At 34.2% G+C, this 20375-nt stretch carries 22 protein-coding genes; 18 read left to right on the top strand and 4 right to left on the bottom strand.

Annotated elements, in window-relative coordinates; all coding sequences use genetic code 11:
- Both ABJF52_RS04130 and hemN read left to right on the top strand, forming a co-directional pair.
- Positions 1–1650, top strand: a 1650-nt coding sequence (locus ABJF52_RS04130) for a sulfatase (protein ID WP_348146692.1), incomplete at its 5' end; no start/stop codon positions are given.
- 76 nt (positions 1651–1726) lie between these two features.
- Positions 1727–3088: an oxygen-independent coproporphyrinogen III oxidase gene (hemN, locus tag ABJF52_RS04125; RefSeq protein ID WP_348146689.1), complete on the top strand. Its 1362-nt coding sequence runs from the start codon at positions 1727–1729 to the stop codon at positions 3086–3088.
- A gap of 176 nt (positions 3089–3264) precedes the next feature.
- Here the strand turns inward: hemN and ABJF52_RS04120 are convergent, their stop codons facing one another.
- Both ABJF52_RS04120 and ABJF52_RS04115 read right to left on the bottom strand, forming a co-directional pair.
- Positions 3265–4665: a Gfo/Idh/MocA family oxidoreductase gene (locus ABJF52_RS04120; protein ID WP_348146686.1), complete on the bottom strand. Its 1401-nt coding sequence runs from the start codon at positions 4663–4665 to the stop codon at positions 3265–3267.
- Between the two features lie 328 nt (positions 4666–4993).
- Positions 4994–5233 (bottom strand): hypothetical protein, encoded by a 240-nt coding sequence (locus tag ABJF52_RS04115; RefSeq protein ID WP_348146684.1) that lies wholly within the window; start codon positions 5231–5233, stop codon positions 4994–4996.
- 580 nt (positions 5234–5813) lie between these two features.
- Between ABJF52_RS04115 and ABJF52_RS04110 the strand changes: the two genes are divergently transcribed.
- The gene (locus ABJF52_RS04110; RefSeq protein WP_348146681.1) at positions 5814–6632 is read left to right on the top strand and encodes a sialate O-acetylesterase; all 819 of its coding nucleotides are present in this window, start codon (positions 5814–5816) and stop codon (positions 6630–6632) included.
- A 2-nt stretch (positions 6633–6634) separates the two neighbouring features.
- On the opposite strand, the gene ABJF52_RS04105 is transcribed toward ABJF52_RS04110, so the two are convergent.
- The gene (locus ABJF52_RS04105; protein WP_348146678.1) at positions 6635–7759 is read right to left on the bottom strand and encodes an amidohydrolase family protein; all 1125 of its coding nucleotides are present in this window, start codon (positions 7757–7759) and stop codon (positions 6635–6637) included.
- 98 nt (positions 7760–7857) lie between these two features.
- Here ABJF52_RS04105 and ABJF52_RS04100 point away from each other — a divergent pair, with 98 nt between their 5' ends.
- On the top strand, positions 7858–8409 hold the full coding sequence (locus tag ABJF52_RS04100) for a nitroreductase (protein WP_348146675.1): 552 nt from the start codon (positions 7858–7860) through the stop codon (positions 8407–8409).
- On the opposite strand, the gene ABJF52_RS04095 is transcribed toward ABJF52_RS04100, so the two are convergent.
- Positions 8406–8909: a DUF456 domain-containing protein gene (locus ABJF52_RS04095; protein WP_348146672.1), complete on the bottom strand. Its 504-nt coding sequence runs from the start codon at positions 8907–8909 to the stop codon at positions 8406–8408. The genes ABJF52_RS04100 and ABJF52_RS04095 overlap by 4 nt on opposite strands.
- Before the next feature lie 253 nt (positions 8910–9162).
- Between ABJF52_RS04095 and ABJF52_RS04090 the strand changes: the two genes are divergently transcribed.
- The 14 genes from ABJF52_RS04090 (at position 9163) to ABJF52_RS04025 (ending at position 20371) form a co-directional block, all read left to right on the top strand.
- Positions 9163–9552 (top strand): BlaI/MecI/CopY family transcriptional regulator, encoded by a 390-nt coding sequence (locus ABJF52_RS04090; protein WP_348146669.1) that lies wholly within the window; start codon positions 9163–9165, stop codon positions 9550–9552.
- Positions 9553–9563: 11 nt separating this feature from the next.
- Positions 9564–11675, top strand: coding sequence for a TonB family protein (locus tag ABJF52_RS04085; protein ID WP_348146666.1), 2112 nt, complete (start codon positions 9564–9566; stop codon positions 11673–11675).
- Positions 11672–12826, top strand: coding sequence for a tetratricopeptide repeat protein (locus tag ABJF52_RS04080; RefSeq protein ID WP_348146663.1), 1155 nt, complete (start codon positions 11672–11674; stop codon positions 12824–12826). Before ABJF52_RS04085 ends, ABJF52_RS04080 begins: the two co-directional genes overlap by 4 nt.
- 61 nt (positions 12827–12887) lie before the next feature.
- On the top strand, positions 12888–13367 hold the full coding sequence (locus ABJF52_RS04075) for a hypothetical protein (protein WP_348146660.1): 480 nt from the start codon (positions 12888–12890) through the stop codon (positions 13365–13367).
- A 4-nt stretch (positions 13368–13371) separates the two neighbouring features.
- The gene (ruvC, locus tag ABJF52_RS04070; RefSeq protein WP_348146695.1) at positions 13372–13926 is read left to right on the top strand and encodes a crossover junction endodeoxyribonuclease RuvC; all 555 of its coding nucleotides are present in this window, start codon (positions 13372–13374) and stop codon (positions 13924–13926) included.
- A 39-nt stretch (positions 13927–13965) separates the two neighbouring features.
- A complete protein-coding gene (locus ABJF52_RS04065) occupies positions 13966–14337 on the top strand; it encodes a four helix bundle protein (RefSeq protein WP_348146657.1) in 372 nt (123 codons plus the stop codon).
- A 50-nt stretch (positions 14338–14387) separates the two neighbouring features.
- Positions 14388–15512, top strand: coding sequence for a radical SAM family heme chaperone HemW (hemW, locus tag ABJF52_RS04060; RefSeq protein ID WP_348146654.1), 1125 nt, complete (start codon positions 14388–14390; stop codon positions 15510–15512).
- 19 nt (positions 15513–15531) lie between these two features.
- Positions 15532–16281 (top strand): cyclase family protein, encoded by a 750-nt coding sequence (locus ABJF52_RS04055; RefSeq protein ID WP_348146651.1) that lies wholly within the window; start codon positions 15532–15534, stop codon positions 16279–16281.
- Positions 16281–16634, top strand: coding sequence for a DUF4260 domain-containing protein (locus tag ABJF52_RS04050; RefSeq protein WP_348146648.1), 354 nt, complete (start codon positions 16281–16283; stop codon positions 16632–16634). Before ABJF52_RS04055 ends, ABJF52_RS04050 begins: the two co-directional genes overlap by 1 nt.
- Before the next feature lie 12 nt (positions 16635–16646).
- Positions 16647–17270, top strand: coding sequence for a DUF4230 domain-containing protein (locus ABJF52_RS04045; protein WP_348146645.1), 624 nt, complete (start codon positions 16647–16649; stop codon positions 17268–17270).
- A gap of 12 nt (positions 17271–17282) precedes the next feature.
- A complete protein-coding gene (locus tag ABJF52_RS04040; protein ID WP_348146642.1) occupies positions 17283–17675 on the top strand; it encodes a Dabb family protein in 393 nt (130 codons plus the stop codon).
- 3 nt (positions 17676–17678) lie between these two features.
- Positions 17679–18206, top strand: coding sequence for a GNAT family N-acetyltransferase (locus ABJF52_RS04035; protein WP_348146640.1), 528 nt, complete (start codon positions 17679–17681; stop codon positions 18204–18206).
- A gap of 1 nt (position 18207) precedes the next feature.
- Positions 18208–18567 (top strand): MmcQ/YjbR family DNA-binding protein, encoded by a 360-nt coding sequence (locus tag ABJF52_RS04030; protein ID WP_348146637.1) that lies wholly within the window; start codon positions 18208–18210, stop codon positions 18565–18567.
- A 31-nt stretch (positions 18568–18598) separates the two neighbouring features.
- Positions 18599–20371 carry a DNA mismatch repair protein MutS gene (locus tag ABJF52_RS04025; RefSeq protein WP_348146635.1) on the top strand — a complete coding sequence of 591 codons (1773 nt, stop codon included), beginning with the start codon at positions 18599–18601 and terminating at the stop codon, positions 20369–20371.
- The last annotated feature ends 4 nt before the right edge of the window (positions 20372–20375 follow it).

The raw sequence follows: 20375 nt of genomic DNA, 5'->3' as shown, positions 1-20375 counted from the left end.
ACAATTGTACTGATTTTTTTAAATAAATTAGGAAGGCAATCAACCTATGATATGAATAACAGATTTTTTCTTTGGATAGTATTATTATTTACTAGTATTTCAATGGCTCAGGAAAAGCCAAATATTTTGATGATTATATTCGACGATGCGGGCTTAGATATGAGCATTTACGGAAGTACGTATGTTAAAACTCCCGGTTTTGATGCCATAGCTAGAGAAGGTATTTTGTTTAATAAAGCGTATACTCCAAATGCGAAATGTGCGCCTTCACGAGCAGCATTAATAACTGGTAGAAATTCTTGGCAACTAGATGCAGCAGCAAGTCATGTCATTTATTTCCCGCCTAAGTTTAAAACCTATCAAGAAGTATTACTCGAAAATGGTTATACCACAGGACACACCCAAAAAGGTTATGGCCCTGCCGTGACACTTCGAGAAGATGGTACGCAGCGTAATGTTGTAGGACCGGCATATAATGAAAAGACGTTAACACCCGCAACAAAGTATATTTCTTCAAATAACTACAGTGCGAATTTTGAAGATTTTTTAGATAAGGCTCCAGCAGGAAAACCTTGGAGTTTTTGGGTGGGTAGTATAGAGCCGCATCGAGCTTACGAATACGGTTCTGGTAAAAGATTAGGTGGAAAAACGGAAGATATGATAACTAATTTTCCTCCTTATTGGCCAGATAACGAGGTTACTCGTAACGATTTATTAGATTATGCTTATGAAATTGAAGATTTTGACAAGCATATTCAAAAGATAATGAAGACTTTGGCCGATAAGGGAATGTTGGATAATACATTAATTATAGCCACTTCAGATCATGGAATGCCTTTTCCAAGAGTTAAAGGTGATCAATATGAAAATTCCAACCATGTGCCTATGGCTATGTTGTGGAAGGATAAGATGAAAGCTAAAGGAAGAACGGTTGAAGACTATGTTAGTTTTATAGATTTGGCACCCACCTTTTTAAATGCTGCTGGTGTCGATTGGCAAACCTCAGGAATGCACCCCGCTGAAGGAAAAAGTCTAATGAATATTATTACTTCTGAGAAATCTGGTCAAATAGAACCAGAACGCAATTTTGTGCTTGTTGGAAAAGAGCGTCATGATACTGGTAGACCCAATGATGTAGGTTATCCTATCAGAGGCATCCATAAAAACAATATGCTTTACGTAAAAAATTATGAAATAGATAGATGGCCAAAAGGTAATCCTGAGACCGGTTATTTAAATACAGATGGTAGTCCCGTGAAGACTGAAATTTTAAATCTCCGAAGAGCTGGTGATAAAAAGTATTGGAAAATGAATTTTGGTAAAAGAGTAGCAGAAGAATTATACGATATTTCAAAGGATCCTTTTTGTGTAAATAATTTAGCTAATGATGTTGAATATGCAGGGCTTAAGCAGTTATTGGAATCTGAAATGGAGACAAAGCTTTTAGCGCAAGGAGATTTGCGAATGACGGGCTATGGTCATTTGTATGAAAGCGCACCTTTTATAAAAGGGAGAGGTAGAGGTTTTTATTTGGATTTTATTAATGGTGAGAAGCAAAATACTGACTGGGTGAATGATAGTGACTTTGAGACTACTATTATTGATGGTGATGGGAATGAATTGAAGCCGTCTAGTTTGCCCAAAGACTAGTTTTAAAGGAACTGACTTTTGTCATATTTTGTACTTGGTGATGCCCTTATGTTTGCATTCAATTCAAATGCATGCTATGTGTACATTAGTTCAGAAGTATAATATTCCTGGTCCTCGCTATACTAGTTATCCTACAGTTCCATATTGGAATACAACCTCTTTTTCAGGGGATAAATGGAAAACTACATTAAAACAAAGTTTTATTGAGAGTAATGCCACTGAAGGAATAAGCCTTTACATACATCTCCCATTTTGTGAAAGTATGTGTACTTTTTGTGGATGTCATAAGCGAATAACAAAAAGGCATGATGTTGAGCAGCCTTACATAAATTCAGTTTTAAAAGAATGGCAACTTTATTGCGAACTTTTTGGAGATAAACCTATTGTGAAAGAATTGCATTTAGGCGGAGGGACTCCGACGTTCTTTTCTGCAGAAAATCTGAAATATCTTATTAATGGGATTTTTAAAAAAGCCAAAAAAGCTAAAGATTACGAATTTAGTTTTGAAGGGCATCCGAACAATACCACCCATAAACATTTGCAGGCCCTTTACGAAGTTGGTTTTAGACGTGTGAGTTATGGAGTACAAGATTATAATCCAACCGTACAAAAGGCAATTCATAGAATTCAATCTTTTGAAAATGTAAAAGCGGTTACTGAAATGGCACGAGAAATTGGATATACATCTGTCGGACACGATATTATTTTTGGACTTCCTCATCAAAATATGGAGCATGTTAAAACGACTATTTTAAAAACCAAAGAGTTAATGCCTGATAGATTAGCTTTTTATAGCTATGCGCATGTGCCATGGTTGAAAGGTAATGGTCAGCGGGGTTATGACGAAGCAGATTTGCCTAGTGGAAATGAAAAAAGAAACCAATATGAAACAGGAAAAAAACTTTTAGCTGAAGTTGGTTATCATGAAATTGGTATGGACCATTTCGCGTTAAAACAGGATGAACTTTATTCCTCAATGGATTCTGGGAATTTACATCGTAATTTTATGGGGTACACAGCTTCAAAAACACAAGTTATGGTGGGGTTAGGTGCTTCAAGTATTAGTGATAGTTGGTATAGTTTTGCTCAAAATGTAAAGAGTATCGAAGAGTATAAGCATTTAATCGAAAATAATATCATTCCAATTTATAGAGGTCATATTTTATCAGAAGAAGATCAATTAGTACGCCGACATATTTTAAATCTTATGTGTCAATTCGAAACGAATTGGCATAGAGAAGATATGCAAAATCAGACGATAGGGGCCATTAAAGAAAGGTTGATTGAATTTGAAGCGGATGAATTAATTGTAGTATCACCTAATGGCCTAAAGGTTACAGAAAAAGGGCGTCCATTCATCCGAAATATTTGTATGGCTTTTGATTTACTTCTACATCAAAAACAACCAGAAACCCGATTATTTTCAATGACCGTATAGCACCTTATCTCTCAAATGAGGGGAGAATTATCTTAATTATTTCTTTTATGGCAAGTCGTTTACTGTATTCACAAATTTTAAGGATTGCTATTTGTTTGATATTATTTTCCTGATAACTATTTCAATGAATACCTGTAAATTGTTTTCTTGAACCTTTACTAAATTCCTAATTGAAATTAAATTATTTTCATATTGTCTGGATCCCAATTAACTGCTTTTTTGTTGTAATAACTTTCATTAGCTAACAAAGCTGCACCCGCTGCTCTCAAACCAAAAGTAGGGTTTTGAACAATTTTCCCTTTTCCTCGAATAGCTTGAAAGAAATTATAGAAATGATCATAATGACCACCTTTGTAGTCTTTTGGCGCATGCCAAGTAGTCTCGCCAGTACTAAGTTGTGATGCTCTATTATTCAAGTTTTGAGCTTCGTAACCAGCATTAATTTTCTTTTGAGTTTCTTCAGTAAATGATATTAGTGAGTAGCCTTGTGGTATTAAATTTAATTTTGATCGTTTTAGCTTTACAGAATTTTGTCCTATTTCCATTTCACCTTCAGTTCCAATTAACTTGAAGCCACCACCTCCACCACTTCCGGCAATAAAATTAATTCTGAAGGCAGCATTAAAGGCAGCATGGGTGTCTGTTTTTGGATAATCGTATAGTGTAATACTAACATCAGGTACATCGCGGCCATCTTTCCAAAAACGGAGTCCGCCTGTTGCTTGCGCCCTATTTGGACCATGCGAATCGATAACATGGTTCAGCGTAGAAAATGCATGCACAAATAAATCGCCAGCTACCCCAGTACCATAATCTTGATAATTACGCCATCTGAAAAAACGCTTTAGTTCGAAAGGTGTTTTGGGTGCTGTACCCAGAAAAGTTTCAAAATCAACTGTTTTTTTATTGGCATCTGGAGGTATAGGATATTGCCAAGCGCCTTCAGCGGAGTATCGATCATTATAGAAATCGAGCATAACTATATCTCCAATTGCTCCATCGGCATATAGTTGTTTCGCCTTTTCATTTCCTAGTGAAGACATACCTTGACTACCAATTTGACAAACTTTACCAGTAGATTTTTGTGCTGTGATTATAGCCTGACCATCTTCCCATTGTTGTACCATTGGTTTTTCACAATAAACATGTTTGCCAGCTTTTAGCGCATCAATGGTTATTTGTTTATGCCAATGATCAGGCGTTGCTATAATAACGGCGTCTATATCTTTACGTTCTAAAATTTGTCTGTAATCTCGGGTTATAAAAATATCGTCACCCCACAGCTCTTTTGCGCGATCTAGTCTACCCATGTATAAATCACAAGCAGCTACTAATTTTACTCCAGAAACCTCTAATGCACTTTTAGTGTCGTAGATACCTTGAATTCCAGTTCCAATAAGTGCTAAATTTATTTGATCGTTAATGGTAAAAGAACTGCTCTCATAAGTTCTAGTTAATTCTAAATTTTGCTTATAGGAAGCGGCAAGTATTGTAGGTGTAGTCGATAAAACGGTTGAGCCTAATGCAGCTTTTTTTATAAAACTTCTTCTTGAGCTATCTTTTTTATTGGATTTCATCTTAATATAATTCAATTACAACAAGAAAGGTACAGAATTTTTTATTTCTAGAAATAGGCTATTTAGCCTTTATTAAAGGGAGTTTAAAAAAATAAAAATGTGATATAGACTTAAACGCAATTAAGAAGTCTAATATTAAAAAAGCTTTGCTATCTTTGTGGTGTTGTGTTGTAACCCTTACCAAAAAATAGGTATGGGCCAATGAAAGGCTTTCCGTGTTGGAAGGCTTTTTTTGTTTGCAAAAACTTTAGAATTATTTGGGCGTGTGACAAGTAATTTGTCACCAATGTTCCATAATGTTTTAATACCTTATGTGTCGAAAATCTATTTAAGCGATATCTCGGAGCTTCTTTTTTTCTTCAACATCTTGTACAAACCTTATACCTTTTACGCTAGTTCTTGGGATAACAAAATTGTCAATAAGTTCATCAAAAGTGGGCTCGTGACTTTCGTCTTCAATTTTTGGAGATTCTCCAGATTCTTTCGAATTTGGTTTTTTTTGAGCTTGCAGACGCTTCCAGTTTTCAGCAGCTAATGCCGCTCTTTTTTTGTAATCAGGAATTTTCATTTCTAAGTGTTATTTGGCTTAATAATCAAGTGAAATTGGTTAGGTCAAAAACAAACTTCATATAACTTCTTAGCAAAATATAAACTATTTAGTTTTTCTTGAATTTTCATCGCCAAATTGTTAAAACATCCGATGAACGGTAACTTTTCTTAACATTTATTTTCAACCGCGTCGTTTGCTTTTAAAACTTCAAAAAAAATTAGGTTGAAAATAGATTTGGCAAAAATAATAAATATAAATCCCTTCAAATCATTGGGTTGATAAATTTTTTGTGTAATATCAAAATGAATCTGTAGAATTTTAAGCATCTCATTTTTAGCATATTTTTTGTTAAAATCACAATTTGGAGCGCTAAATTTTAACATTTTATCAAATTGCAATAGATGGTATGAGTATATTGAAAATTTGCAGTTGAAAACCTTCCTTTGGGTTAAAAAAATGAGTACTTAAATAGGTGGTTATTTAATTATAGAAAGCAGCTAAAAAATGGATTAATAACATATAGATATTGATGCGAATAAATTAGAGAAATAATTAGCTATTTAAATGATAAATGGTAGTTTTAGTCATAAACTTAAATATGAATAAATACCTATTACTATTTTTTGCAACACTTATTTTTGGTTGTAATTCTGAAAAAAAAGATAATCGCACTGAGAATTTTCCAAATTTCCAAAAGGAGGCCGATAATCTGCCAAATCGAGATAATGTATGGATTTATGTTATGGCAGGTCAGTCAAACATGGCTGGTCGTGGAATTGTTGAGGCGAATGATACAATAGCTTCGAATAGAATATTGACAATCAATAAACATGGCAAGGTGATATTTGCTAAAGAACCCTTACATTTTTACGAACCAACTATGGCTGGACTAGATATGGGGATGTCGTTTGGAAGGGAAATGATAAAAAACATTCCCGATTCTGTTTCGGTTTTATTGTTGCCAACCGCGGTTGGTGGAAGTTCAATTAGCCAATGGATTAATAATGAAGTGCACAGAGAGGTTAAGCTTTTATCTAATTTCCAAAAGAAAATAGCTTTAGGAAAAAATCTAGGTGTTTTTAAGGGTATTTTGTGGCATCAAGGAGAAAGTGATACGAATTCCGAGGAAAAGATTAATAATTACAGCAACAATTTAGGCATATTATTTTCCAAATTCCGAAAGGAAATAGGAAATAGAAATTTACCAATAGTAATGGGTGAGCTAGGAGCCTATTCTAAGAACCCCATTGGTTGGGAAAGAATTAATAAAGAAATTGGAAAATATTCTGAAACAGATAAACTTGTACAAGTAGTTTCGACAAAAGATTTAATAGATAAAGGTGACAAGCTACATTTTAATTCAGAAGGTATACGGTTATTGGGAAAAAGGTATGCACAGAAATTTATTGCGAAATAAAATTATTTGTGTTTATCAAAAACTACTTCCCCTTTTTTGTAAACCACACAAGGTTTAAAAGAACCTTGGTTGTAGAGTATTTCGTTATAATCGCTAGTGTGAAATAATATAAAATCAGCCAATTTGCCAACAGCTAATTCTCCACAATTTTTTAAATTTAAAGCTGCCGCGGCTCTATTAGTAATACCTGCTAAAATTTCTGCAGTCGAAAGATTTTCATAAGCACCTAAAATCGATGCCTGAGTTAGAAGGTCTCCCATCGGTGCATTAATCGGATTATGATTACTAGCTATAGCTAGAGAACCGCCATTATCTAAAATATTTCTGGCAGGCGCAAAGGTATTTCCTAAGCCAATTGAAGTTCCTGCAAGGGCCGTTGTAAAGCAATTGTCAGAATCTAAAATAGTGGTATTGTCACTACTTTTAGAGATTTCATTTTCTGTAATGCTAAGATAAAATCCCATTTCTACGGCTTTGTTAAAATAGGAGCGAACTTGTTCTTTTGAAAAACCTGAATTGCTTAAAGTTGCCGAAATTCTATGGGATAAATTTTCATTTTTTAAAATTGGAAATAGTTCTGAACTAGTTGTTGCTAAATACTTTTCTGCATTCCCAGAATATTCTTTGGGAATATTTTGTGCAGCATTATACGTAGCAATTAGATCAACTTTAGTTTGTAATTGTGCATCTTGTAAGGCACGTAAAATTTTGAGTTCTTCTGCAGCAGATAGTCCAAAACCACTTTTAACTTCAATAGTGGTTGTTCCATTTTTTAAATGTCTGTTTGCTAATTTGGCTGTTTTTTTTGCTAAGACTTCTTTGCTTGTGTTGCTTGTTTCTAATACAGTTTCCTGTATGTTTTTGTTAATGCCAGAACCTCCGAAACAAAGCTGAGTATTGGAGTCAATAAAACCGGGTAGGCACGTATGATTACCTTTTAGAAAATGAATTTCTGCTGTAACATGAAGCTTTTCTAATTCTTCAAAGTTGCCTATTGCTGCAATGTTTTCACCATCAATTAATATGCCCACATCTTTTAAAACAAGTAGCTGCTCATTGGAAAGTGGCCCGAATAATGGTAAGCCAGTCATTGGTAAAAGTTGTTTGAAAGGACCAATAAGTTTCATGAATGCCATTTTAGAACCTAAATATTTCATAAAAGTATTGATTCCTCAGAAATATAGCGAAATGAATGTGCTAACTTTATAGATGCAAATTTTGGATTATGATATTAGAATTAATTAAAAAGAGACGTTCGGTTTTTCCTGCGCAGTATATAGATAAGGAAATAGCAAAAGCTAATATTGAAAAAATATTAGAGGCAGCAAATTGGGCGCCAAGTCACAGAAAAACAGAGCCCTGGCGTTTTAAAGTATTACAGGGTGAATCGCAAGAAAAGTTGGGCTTATTTCTATCCTTAAAGTATATGGAAACAGAAAAAAGTCCTAAAGAAATTAAAGTGAAAAAACTCATCGAAAATCCAAAAAGGGCAGGTGCAGTTATTGCAATTTGTATGCAACGTGATCCAAATGAAAGTGTACCGGAATGGGAAGAAATAGCAGCCACAGCCATGGCAGTACAAAACATGTGGTTGAGTGCTACTGAATTGGGAATTGGGAGTTATTGGAGTTCACCGGGACTCATAAAATACATGGATGAATTCTTCGAATTGGCACCAGGAGAAAAGTGTTTAGGTTTCTTTTATATGGGTTATTATGATGGCGAACTTCCTGAAGCAACTAGAGGAGCTATAGAAGATAAAGTTGTTTGGGGTTAAAATGCAAATAAGGCATCTTTGTAATCCCAGGCCTTTCCAATAAACAGGCCGAGAAATATAATAGATACCACAAATTTCATAAACGCACCAGTTAAGAAGCCCAAAAATGAACCAAAAGCTGCTTTTAAGGCTGTTTTGTTATCTGCTTTTGCAGTAAGCTCTCCAATAAACGCACCGGCAAAAGGACCTATAATTATACCACCTGGAATAGGTGCTAGAAGGCCAACAATTAATCCGATAGTAGTGCCGATCATCCCAGCTTTAGTCCCGCCAAACTTTTTGGTTCCAATCGCAGGAATTACATAATCTAGGGCAAAGATAATAAGGGCAATTACTCCAGTAATGCCTAAAAACCACCAATCGTCTGGTACGGCATTCGTTAAATGTAGTAAAAGAAGGCCAACCCAACTTATGGGAGGTCCTGGTAGAACGGGTAGAAAACTACCTATAATGCCAACGAGCATTAAAATAAAACCCATTATTAATAAAGCGATATCCATTTCAATATTTTTTTATTGGACGAAGATAGTTATGATTTGTTACAATCATAAATTTAGAAAGTCAGCAGTGATTTTTCAACTAAAATATTAGTTTAAACTAATATTTTAGTTATATTTGTTTTAAAGTTTAAACTAAAACATTAGTTAATTTGATAATTAGTCTCCCTTGAGTATAATAGAAAGCTTGATTGAAACATGTAATCTCAAATAGTTTTCGAGGGTATTCAAAATAGACAAAAGACATTTTTTTAAGATGAAACAGCTAACAAAAGCAGAAGAAGAGGTAATGCAGCAATTATGGGCATTAGAAAAATGTAATGTTGCGCGCATTATAGAAGAGTTGCCAATTCCAAAACCGGCGTACAATACAGTGTCAACAATTGTGCGTATTCTGGAAGATAAAGGTTTTGTAGGGCATGAGAAAGAAGGTCGTGGATACCTTTATTTTCCATTGATTAAGAAGTCAGATTATAGCAATCAGAGCATTAATAAATTAGTTGATGGCTATTTTCAAGGTTCCTTTAAAAGTATGGTTTCATTTTTTATGAAAAAGAATGATATGAGCCTTTCAGAACTAGAATCGGTTTTGAAAGAGATTAAAACTGCCGATGCTTCAGAAGATAAAAACAAAAAAGATAATTAAAACTTGTTCTGATGATACAGTATATAGTAGAATGTATTGCCTTTCAATTGGTGTTTTTAATTATTTATGATTTTTTTCTAAAAAGAGAAACCTTTTTTCAGTGGAATCGTGTGTATTTAATTGGGACTTACATTTTGTCACTGGTTTTGCCATGGATAAAAATAGAAGCCTTGAAAACGAATGCACCACAGGTCTTTCTAGAATATCCAGAGTTTTTATGGAATACAAATGATGCTGCAGTTATAGTTGCTGATGTTCCGAAATCAGGATTTACTATTTCTTGGGAAGCAGGAGCTTTATTTGGCGGCATGTTTATGGCCGCGGTTTGTTTTGCAATTAAACTGATTCAAATACAAAAATTACGTACAACGGGTAGCATTCAAAGTTTTCCAAAATTTACAAGAATTGTGGTGGAAAATAGTGAGCTAGCCTTTTCATTTTTTAGGTCTATTTTCTTGGGAGACAAAGTTGTCGCACGAGATCACAAAGCCATTTTACAACACGAAATGGTACATATAGAGCAAAAACATTCTTGGGATTTATTGTTTTTCGAAATCATGCGTATAGTGGCGTGGTTTAATCCTTTAGTATATGTATATCAAAATAGAATTTCTGAATTGCACGAGTTCATCGCCGATGCAAAAGTCGCCAAGACAAGTAAAAAAGAGCAGTACGAATTTTTGCTGTCTCAGGTTTTTCAAACGCAAAACATATCATTCATCAATCAATTTTTCAAATCATCATTAATCAAAAAACGAATCGTCATGTTACAAAAATCAAAATCGAAGAAAGTATTTAAACTCAAGTATTTGGCCTTGATGCCTTTGGTAATAAGTATGTTGATGTATTCTTCATGTGAGATGGAGCCAGAAGAATCGGTGCCAGCTGAAACAGAAATGGTAGTTGAGGATATTAGCAATTTAACTGAAATTGAAGATGAACAATTATTTACTACACTAAAAGCTTATTCAGATAGTGGTGAATATTGGGAATTTGTCTTAAAAGACGAGAATTCTTCTATTAAATATACGAGTTCAGCTGAAAAATCTTATATAAAATTCGATGGGCGCGATGAGAGAATTTGGGCTACAATGGTTATTGAAGGCCCAGCCGGTGTTAGTCTTTTAGGAAGTGATTCTTTAGGCATTGCAATTGCTTTTTCAGTTATTGATGAGGTGCCAGTTTTTCCGGGATGTGAAAATGCAGAAAATACGAGAGAGTGCTTTCAAAAAAGTATGCAAAAGCATATCAGTAAAAATTTCAGATACCCTGAAGAAGCTCAGGAAAAAGGCATTCAAGGTCGCGTAAGCATTATGTTTACAATAAGTACAGATGGCTCGATACAAAATGTAAGAATGCGTGGGCCCGATAAATTGTTAGAAGAAGAAGCTGCTCGTATTATTAGTTTGCTTCCTGAAATGACACCTGGTAAACAAGATGGTAAAGTTGTAAACGTACCTTTTTCGATTCCTATTTCATTTAGGTTGCAATCTTTTGACTCTGATGCTGCTAATGAAAGTTCAAAAAATGAAATTGAAAAAGAAAATATAGATGGAGTGCCATTTGCAGTTGTTGAAGAAGTTCCTGTTTTTCCAGGCTGTGAAAATGCAGAAAATACGAGAGAGTGCTTTCAAAAAATGATGCAAAAGCACATTGGTGATAATTTTAAATACCCTGAAGAAGCTCAGGAAAAAGGCATTCAAGGTAGAGTGAGTATAATGTTTACTATCAGCACTGATGGTTCAATTCAAAATGTAAAAATGCGTGGACCTGATAAATTATTAGAAGAAGAAGCTGCTCGTATTATTAGTTTGCTTCCTAAAATGACACCCGGTAAACAAAATGGTAAAGTTGTAAACGTACCTTTATCAATTCCTATTTCATTTGCTCTCGGTGAAAATAAAATTGTTAAGACTTCCAATGGTCCAACGCTTAATTTTAATACAGGTGTTGATCCTCTTTATTACGTGGATGGTGTAAAAAAGACTAAAGAGGAAATAGAATTAATTTCACAGACGGATATAGCATCAATAAACGTCTTAAAAGGGGAGTCGGCTAAAGCTGTTTATGGTGAAGAAGCTAAAAATGGAGCTATAATTATTACTTTGAAAGAGAAAGATTGAGAAAAAGCCTTTTAATCATATTCATTTTACTTTTAGTAAAAGTGCATTCGCAAACGCAATCGAATTCAGCAATTGCAGATAGTCTGTATGCAACAGGTAATTATGCCAAGGCAATTAATTACTATGCTGAAGATGGTACTCTAAATTCGTCATTGCAAATTGCTAGAGCCTACAATGTAATTGGTAATTATGAGAAAGCCATAGTACAATACCAAAGTGTGGTAACCGAGAATCCAGATTTACAAATTGCAAGTTTTGAACTTGGAAAATTACTGTTTAAGACAAAAGCTTTTGACGATGCCCGAAAACTCTTTTCCAAACTTGTAAAACAAGCACAAGACAATCCTGAATATCAATATTATTTGGGTGAGGTTTTTAGTGAATTAGATCAGCCTGCTAGTAGTTTAATTGCATATAAAAAAGCAGTAGAATATGATAGCACCCACTTGCGCAGTTTGTTTAAACTTGCGAAATATTTTATGGTTAAAAATGAAAAGAATCAGGCTTTAGCGTATATAGATAAGGGTTTGAGTTTTTATCCAGAAGATGTTTCGTTTATCAATTTAAAAGCACTCACACTTTTTAATGATAATGCATATGACAAGGCAATGCCCCTCTTCGAAAAGGTTTTAGAGTTGGGTGAAACAAAAGAATACGTGTATGATAAATTAGCCTATTGCTATTATAAAAATTGGGAGTTTGAAAAAGCAAGGGCTAATTATAGAAAAATGCTAGAAATAGACGATGGTAATTCTGATACTTATTTTAAACTAGCTGAGGCCTACCGCAAAGATAAGGAGGTAGATAGTGCTGAAATTTATATTAAAGAGGCGATGAATATTCAAAAGCCAGTTTTTGCTGAAGGATATGCTAGACTCGGTAGTATGGCACGTGCGCGTGAGGATTATAAATCGGCTCTTTCGTATTACAATCAGGCACATGGAGAAGACCCTAGCGACCCTTCTATATATCATAACATTTGTACTTTAGTTGATCGCACTTCTAAGGATCCCAATGTGAAAATTGAATATTATGAAAAGTACCTTGAGAAATATGGTAAACTAAAAACGCGATATGCTTCATATTATTCAACTACGGTTACTAAACGAATCTCCCAACTAAAAGAGGAAATACATTTGAATGCAGAATGATGTCCTTAAAAATTCGTAATTTTCCCTTAGAGATTTCCAAACAGTCTTTTAAAATTGGGTAGTGCGAAAGATTTTCTTTTTACTTTTTTTATGCTTGATGTCTTCTTGCGGATGGCTTACTTCCAAAGAGAAGAAAACCCAAGAACTCGTTCAGCAAGAATTACTTGAAATTGACTTTAATGAGGTTGATACGTATCCTTTGTTCGAAAATTGTGACGAAACACTAACCAAAAATGGACAGCGCCAGTGTTTTGAGCGAGAAGTTTTGGCGAACTGTGCTAAAATTTTAAATCAATACCGGTTTGTTTTAAAAGCAAATACTGATAAAAATGTGTTGGTTGATTTTTTGGTCGATCAAAATGGGGAGGTTTCAGTATTGCGCATTCAAAAAGACAATAGTATTGATGAATTAATGCCAGAATTTAATCAATTAATTACGCAGGGTCTAGAAGAATTGCCACCTTTGGCCCCAGCTTTAAAAAGGGGTATTCCTGTAAAAGCTAAATTTCGTATTCCAATAATTTTAAATAATGCCGAATAAAGAATTGAAAACAGAACGGATAATATTAGGCATTGACCCTGGTACTACAATCATGGGATTTGGTATTATAAAAGTAGTAGGTAAAAAAATGGAATTTGTTCAAATGAATGAGTTGCTTTTAAGTAAATACAAAGATCCATACGTAAAACTCAAACTTATTTTTGAGCGTACAATTGAGCTAATAGATACCTATCACCCCGACGAAATTGCAATTGAAGCTCCTTTCTTCGGGAAAAATGTACAATCGATGCTTAAACTTGGTCGTGCGCAAGGTGTAGCTATGGCAGCCGGACTTTCTCGAGAAGTTCCAATTACCGAATATCTTCCTAAAAAAATTAAAATGGCGATTACTGGTAGTGGAAATGCTAGTAAAGAACAAGTAGCTAAAATGCTGCAAAGTACGCTGGGCTTAAAATCGTTGCCTAAGAATCTTGATAGCACTGATGGACTCGCCGCCGCCGTTTGTCATTTCTATAATTCAGGTAGGGTAGAAGTTGGTAAATCTTATTCAGGATGGGGAGCTTTTGTAAAACAAAACGAGTCGCGGGTTAAGAAGTAAGTAGTAAATGTCAAAAGTGAAAAGTGAAAAGTAAGAAGTATGAAGTATCAGGATCTTTTAGCATATCAAAAAGCATTTAATCTTGCTATGGAGATTTTTGAAGCCTCTAAATGTTTTCCTTATGAAGAGAAGTATTCTTTAACTGACCAAATTAGAAGGTCGTCGCGAAGTGTAGCTGCTAATATTGCTGAATCTTATGCAAAGCGCCGTTATCCAAAAAATTTTATTTCAAAACTTACAGACAGTGCGGGTGAGAATTTAGAAACTCAAACCTGGTTAGAATTTGCAAAAGAATGTAAGTACATAGACTCTGAAAAGTTTAGTAAGCTGTTGGAGCAAACTATACAGATTGCAAAATTGATTCACTTTATGATTCGTAATCCTGCAAAATTTGGTTCAAAAGAAATATGAGACCTTTCGTTACAATAATTTACTTATTACTAATTACTTTCTACTTGTAAATGGCGGGCATCTACATCCACATACCATTTTGTAAGCAAGCTTGTTTTTATTGCGATTTTCACTTTTCTACCTCCATGGTGAAAAAAGGTGAGATGATAATCGCTTTGCAACACGAACTTAAGCTGAGAAAAGAAGAACTAAAAGATGATTTAGTTGAAACCATTTATTTTGGTGGTGGAACCCCGTCGGTTTTAGCTTCTCATGAAATTGAAGCGATAATTGAATCGGTATATCAACATTATCGAGTTTCTAAAAATCCAGAAATTACGCTTGAGGCAAATCCCGATGATTTGTCGCGTAATCGAATATTAGAACTGGCTAAAAGTCCGGTAAATCGACTGAGTATTGGTGTGCAATCTTTTTTTGAGGAAGATTTAAAATTGATGAACCGAGCCCATTCGGCTATTGAGGCGGAAGCATCATTGTCTTTTGCAACGCAACATTTTGATAATATATCAATCGATTTAATTTACGGGATTCCCGGTGCGACTGATGCACAATGGCTACAAAACATTGAAAAAGCCTTGTCTTTCGGTATTTCTCATATTTCTAGTTATGCCTTAACAGTTGAGCCAAAAACGGCTTTGGCGCATATGATAGAAAAAGGTGAAGTTGCAAATATTGATGAGGAAGCAGCAGAACGCCAATTTCATCTGTTAATTGAGGTGTTGAATACCAAAGAATTTGTACACTACGAGATTTCAAATTTTGGGAAGGAAGGTTATTTTTCTAAAAACAATACAGCCTATTGGCAAGGAAAAAAATATGTTGGTATTGGTCCGTCTGCACATTCTTTTGATGGGAAACAAAGAGGGTGGAATGTTAAAAATAATACCAAGTATTTAAAATCTATCCAGTCTAATAAAGTTCCAATAGAAATTGAAGTACTCACGATCGCGGACCGCTATAATGAATATGTAATGACGGGTCTACGAACAATATGGGGGGTGTCTATTGAAAAAATTGCAAAAGAATTTGGTGAGGAGTATTCAAATTACTTAATTAAGGGCTCATCAAAAGCCATAGCACAACGGTTGTTAATCATAGAAAATGGAGTTTTAAAAGTTACTCAAAAAGGCAAGTTTTTAGCAGATGGATTAGCCGCCGATTTGTTTATGGTTTAATAGAAGTAAATTTGAATATATGATTGCCACAATAAAATATAATAGTAGAAATTACAAAATTGATTTATCCAAACCTTTGGATATTTCTATACCCATTAGTGGTGATACATCAGATGTAAATGCTTGGTATATTGAACACGCGAAAATAGAGCCACATACAGAAGATAAATTTGTTGGTAAAGTATCTGAGGGTGCGGCTACAAATTTTAATGACATTTGGTTTAATCCTCATGCCCATGGTACGCATACAGAATGTGTGGGGCATATTACCGAAGCATTTCAATCGGTAAATAAGAACTTAAAAAGTTATTTCTTTTTGGCTGAGGTGGTAACAATCGCTCCTGAAAAATATCAAGACGATTTTGTAGTCTCCAGAAAACAGTTGCAATATGCCTTAGGTAATAAAAAAAGGGAGGCTGTTGTAATTAGAACTTTACCGAATTTAAAAGAAAAGAAATCTATTCAATATTCGAATACTAACCCAGCTTATTTATTAGAGCAAGCAGCTGAACTATTGGTTGATAAAAATGTTGAACACCTGTTAGTTGATTTGCCTTCAGTAGATAAAGAAAAAGATAGTGGTGCACTTTTGGCACATCATGCTTTTTGGAATACCAAAGGAAAGGTTAGAAAAAACGCAACAATTACGGAATTCATTTATGTGCCGAATAAAGTAAAAGATGGCACTTATTTTTTAAATATTCAGGTGGCACCATTCGAAAATGATGCTAGTCCGAGTCGCCCTGTACTGTACAAAATAGAAGAATAATGCAAACACTCATTAAGCTCGAAGAATTTCTACTTTTTATTTTTGGTATATATCTTTTTAATCTGTTAGACTATCAATGGTGGTGGTTTTTAGTATTGCTTTTAACTCCAGATATTGGCATGTTAGGTTATCTTATAAACAATAAAGTTGGAGCATTTAGCTATAATTTATTTCATCATAGAGCTTTAGCTGTGATTTTTTATCTACTCGGAATTTACTTGTCAGAACCCATACTACAGTTGATAGGAGTAATGTTATTTTCTCATATTGCTATGGATCGTATTTTTGGCTATGGTTTAAAGTACGACAAGGGTTTTAAGTTTACTCATTTGGGTGAAATTGGAAATGGTTAATTTAGCAGAATCATGGATGGTATTTTAGAAGTCTTTCTAGGGTTAATTTTAGGTGCAATCGCCACCTATTGGGTGTACTCATTTTTTAGAAAAAAGCAACGTAAAGAATTAACAACACATCAATCTACTGTGTTGTTAGAGCGGATTAAAAGTGTTTGTAAGTTGATTTCAGTAGAAGGAGATTTTGCTGAAATTTATAAGTACGAGAATACTAAAGAGCATTTTATGAGCTTGGTGGTGAGCAAGAAGAAGGCACTTATTGTTATTAAGGCCAAGGCCCAAATTGGTTATGATTTAAAAAAGATTTTAATGCATGCCGATGAAGGAAAGAAAAAAATTATACTTACAAATTTTCCGCAACCAGAAGTGTTGTCTGTAGAACCAGAATTAGATTTCTACGATATAAAAAACGGCCTGTTTAATTCTTTTACCCCTAATGATTTAACCAGTTTAAATGCGGAGGCTAAAAAACATATACTCGAAAAAATTCCGGAGAGTGGACTAATGGAGACGGCTAGGAAAGAGGCTTTGCAAACGGTACTGTTAATTGAGAAAATAGTGGAAACCATTGGGTGGAAACTCGATTATTCTTCTATTGAATTAACTGATAAGCAAAAAGAACTTTTAGAAAAATAAACGACAATATATATGAAAACAATAACAACTTTACTAGTATTAACATTGACCTTTACAGGCTATAGTCAAACAAAAGATGACATGAGAGAATTTGACCCTAATTATGCGCACACCGTTTATTTCTGGTTTCATAATCCAGATAGTGCCGAAGACCAAAAAACCTTTGAAGTTTCTTTACAGAAATTTTTAGATAATTCAGCTTACGCTAAAACCAGCTTTATTGGTAAACCGCCAAAAGCTAGTCGTGATGTTGTGGATGGATCTTTTACCTATTCGTTAATAGTTACTTTCGAATCTGCCGAAGCACAACAGGCATATCAGGATGAGGAGCCACATAAGGTGTTTATAGAAGAGTCAAGTGCCCTGTGGTCTAAGGTAATTGTTTACGACTCTAAGAGTATTTAAATAATGTTGACATATAAAATAGCGGGATATGAAGACGCAGATGCTATTGCAGCGCTCCACGCTTTAAGTTGGCAACAAAATTATCGTGGAGTTTTTAGTGATAATTTTTTAGATAATGAAGTTGTTGTAGAGCGACAAGCAGTATGGAAGGGGCGTCTTAAAAACCAAGTAGAAAATCAACTAGTTTTTATTGTCTCAGATGGAGATATATTAGTGGGCTTTGTATGTGCATACTTTGATAATGATACTACCTACGGAACATTGATAGATAATTTACATGTAAATTCTGATTATTCTGGACAAGGAATAGGAGAAGAATTGATTCGTAAAGTAATTCATGAAATGGTAAATAGTGATGTGGTGCAATCAATGTATTTGTGGGTACTCGCACAAAATAGTCGAGCTATTAAATTTTATGAGCGAGCAGGTGGTAAAGCTATTGAAACGATTAATGATTTTGATATAGGAGATCGGGAAATTACTAAAACACGATACCATTGGTCTAATTTGGAGACTTTCGAAAAGAACTAAAATGAACATTGAAGAATTTAGAGCATATTGTATAAATAAGAAAGGAGTTACGGAAGAACTTCCTTTTGACGAGCATACTTTAGTCTTTAAAGTAATGGGGAAAATGTTTGCATTAACCGGTTTGCAAAGACTACCACCTCAAGTAAATTTAAAATGCGACCCGGAGCGAGCTATTGAACTTCGTGAAACCTATGATGGCAATATTATTCCTGGGTATCACATGAGTAAAATTCATTGGAATACACTTATTATTCAAAATATACCGCCTCAACTTATAAAGGAATTAATAGACCATTCGTATGATTTGGTAGTGGCAAAAATTACCAAGAAATTGCGCGCCGAACTGGACAACTTAGATTAGTATTATTTATCCTAAAAATATAGAATTACGAATGCAGGATTTAATTTCCTTTTATCAAAATCAAATTGAAAAACATTCAGAAGCTTTAGAAAAGTTTAAACAACTTTTATTTGCTTCGAGTATGATTCGCTTAGTGATATTTTGTGTTGCTGGGTTTGCACTATATTTTTTCTCAGGTGAGACCAAATGGATTGTAGGTATACTTTTGGTAACGATAATAGCTTTTCTTTTTTTGGTGTCGCGACATTCAGATATTCAACATAAAAGGGATAAAACAAAAGCGTTGAAGATCATAAATGAAACAGAAATTAAAGTTTTAAATCGCGATTTTCATGATTTACCAGCTGGTAATCAATTTAAAGATCCATTGCATTATTTTAGTCAAGATATAGATCTTTTCGGTAGGGGTTCTTTTTTTCAATATGTTAACAGAACGGGTTTGGAACAAGGAGCAATAACGTTGTCCAATATTTTTAAAGCGAATGTTATAGATGGTATTTTAGAAAAACAAGAAGCAATCGCTGAACTTTCTAAAATGCCAGAATGGAGACAGGACTTTTCAGCTACGGCATCCTTAACCAAGACAGAAACAGGGACCAAAAAAATAGTCGATTGGTTAAATGGATACGAAGCATTTATTCCAAAAATTATGCAATGGTTTCCGATGCTTTTTTCTGCGGCATCTATTGCTGTTTTCTTATTGTATTTTTTTGATTATTTACCGGAATCTGCATTAATAATATGGTTGTTCATAGGAATAGGAATATCCGCTGCTTTTATGAAAAAAATCATGAGTTTAGCAGATTTTGCATCTAAAATTCAGAGCACTTTTCAGCAGTATAACGAATTGCTGTTACAGATTGAAGACTACGATTTTAAGTCAGATTTATTAGTTGCCAAGAAAAAACAAATATTGGATGATGGTAAAAAAACTTCGGCGGTAATTAAGCAATTTTCGAACCAACTCAATAGTTTAGATAAGAATAACAACTGGTTGTACGCAATAGTTGCCAATGGTTTTTTTCTTCGGTCGATTACACATGTATTTCATGTAGAAAAGTGGATAGCAGCGAATGGTAATGCCGTTGAAGGTTGGTTTGAGACTATTGCTTTTTTTGATGCTTATAATAGTTTGGCCAATTTTTCATTCAATCATCCCGCTTATACGTTTCCAAAATTATCCAAAGAAAATATTGTTCTTCATTCAAAGGAAACGGGTCACCCATTGTTAGATCCAAAGAAATGTGTGTTGAATGATTTTCATATTGATAATGAACAGTTTTTTATTATCACTGGAGCAAATATGGCAGGTAAAAGTACTTTTTTACGTACCGTGTCGCTACAGATTATGATGGCTAATGTAGGTTTGCCAGTTTTTGCAAAAGAGGTTAATTATGCGCCTATTAAGTTAATTACGAGTATGCGAACTACAGATTCATTAACAGATGATGAATCTTACTTTTTTTCTGAGTTAAAACGTTTAAAATATATTGTTGATGAAATTCAGACCGATAGGTACTTCATCATTTTAGATGAAATATTAAAAGGGACGAATAGTACCGATAAAGCAAAAGGGTCACGCAAGTTTGTTGAACGTTTAGTGAAATCGAAATCTACCGGAATTATTGCAACGCACGATTTAAGTTTGTGTGAGGTGGTAGAGGAGCTTCCACAGATTGAGAACCATTATTTCGATGCAGAAATTATTGATAATGAACTTCATTTCGATTATAAGTTTAAAGAAGGAATTTGTCAGAATATGAACGCTTCTTTTTTATTAAAGAAGATGCAAATTGTAGAATAATACA

This window comes from Aurantibacter sp., from assembly GCF_039941195.1.
Taxonomy (GTDB): domain Bacteria; phylum Bacteroidota; class Bacteroidia; order Flavobacteriales; family Flavobacteriaceae; genus Aurantibacter_A.
Note: the sequence above shows the minus strand (reverse complement) of the source record. Positions and strands in the feature narration are given on the sequence as shown.

Bases quoted from the DNA above. Each gene is read 5' to 3' on its own strand.
- hemN (WP_348146689.1), top strand. From the start codon at position 1,727: ATGTGTACATTAGTTCAGAAGTATAATATTCCTGGTCCTCGCTATACT.
- ABJF52_RS04120 (WP_348146686.1), bottom strand. From the start codon at position 4,665: ATGAAATCCAATAAAAAAGATAGCTCAAGAAGAAGTTTTATAAAAAAA.
- ABJF52_RS04115 (WP_348146684.1), bottom strand. From the start codon at position 5,233: ATGAAAATTCCTGATTACAAAAAAAGAGCGGCATTAGCTGCTGAAAAC.
- ABJF52_RS04110 (WP_348146681.1), top strand. From the start codon at position 5,814: ATGAATAAATACCTATTACTATTTTTTGCAACACTTATTTTTGGTTGT.
- ABJF52_RS04105 (WP_348146678.1), bottom strand. From the start codon at position 7,759: ATGAAACTTATTGGTCCTTTCAAACAACTTTTACCAATGACTGGCTTA.
- ABJF52_RS04100 (WP_348146675.1), top strand. From the start codon at position 7,858: ATGATATTAGAATTAATTAAAAAGAGACGTTCGGTTTTTCCTGCGCAG.
- ABJF52_RS04095 (WP_348146672.1), bottom strand. From the start codon at position 8,909: ATGGATATCGCTTTATTAATAATGGGTTTTATTTTAATGCTCGTTGGC.
- ABJF52_RS04090 (WP_348146669.1), top strand. From the start codon at position 9,163: ATGAAACAGCTAACAAAAGCAGAAGAAGAGGTAATGCAGCAATTATGG.
- ABJF52_RS04085 (WP_348146666.1), top strand. From the start codon at position 9,564: ATGATACAGTATATAGTAGAATGTATTGCCTTTCAATTGGTGTTTTTA.
- ABJF52_RS04065 (WP_348146657.1), top strand. From the start codon at position 13,966: ATGAAGTATCAGGATCTTTTAGCATATCAAAAAGCATTTAATCTTGCT.
- hemW (WP_348146654.1), top strand. From the start codon at position 14,388: ATGGCGGGCATCTACATCCACATACCATTTTGTAAGCAAGCTTGTTTT.
- ABJF52_RS04055 (WP_348146651.1), top strand. From the start codon at position 15,532: ATGATTGCCACAATAAAATATAATAGTAGAAATTACAAAATTGATTTA.
- ABJF52_RS04050 (WP_348146648.1), top strand. From the start codon at position 16,281: ATGCAAACACTCATTAAGCTCGAAGAATTTCTACTTTTTATTTTTGGT.
- ABJF52_RS04045 (WP_348146645.1), top strand. From the start codon at position 16,647: ATGGATGGTATTTTAGAAGTCTTTCTAGGGTTAATTTTAGGTGCAATC.
- ABJF52_RS04040 (WP_348146642.1), top strand. From the start codon at position 17,283: ATGAAAACAATAACAACTTTACTAGTATTAACATTGACCTTTACAGGC.
- ABJF52_RS04035 (WP_348146640.1), top strand. From the start codon at position 17,679: ATGTTGACATATAAAATAGCGGGATATGAAGACGCAGATGCTATTGCA.
- ABJF52_RS04030 (WP_348146637.1), top strand. From the start codon at position 18,208: ATGAACATTGAAGAATTTAGAGCATATTGTATAAATAAGAAAGGAGTT.
- ABJF52_RS04025 (WP_348146635.1), top strand. From the start codon at position 18,599: ATGCAGGATTTAATTTCCTTTTATCAAAATCAAATTGAAAAACATTCA.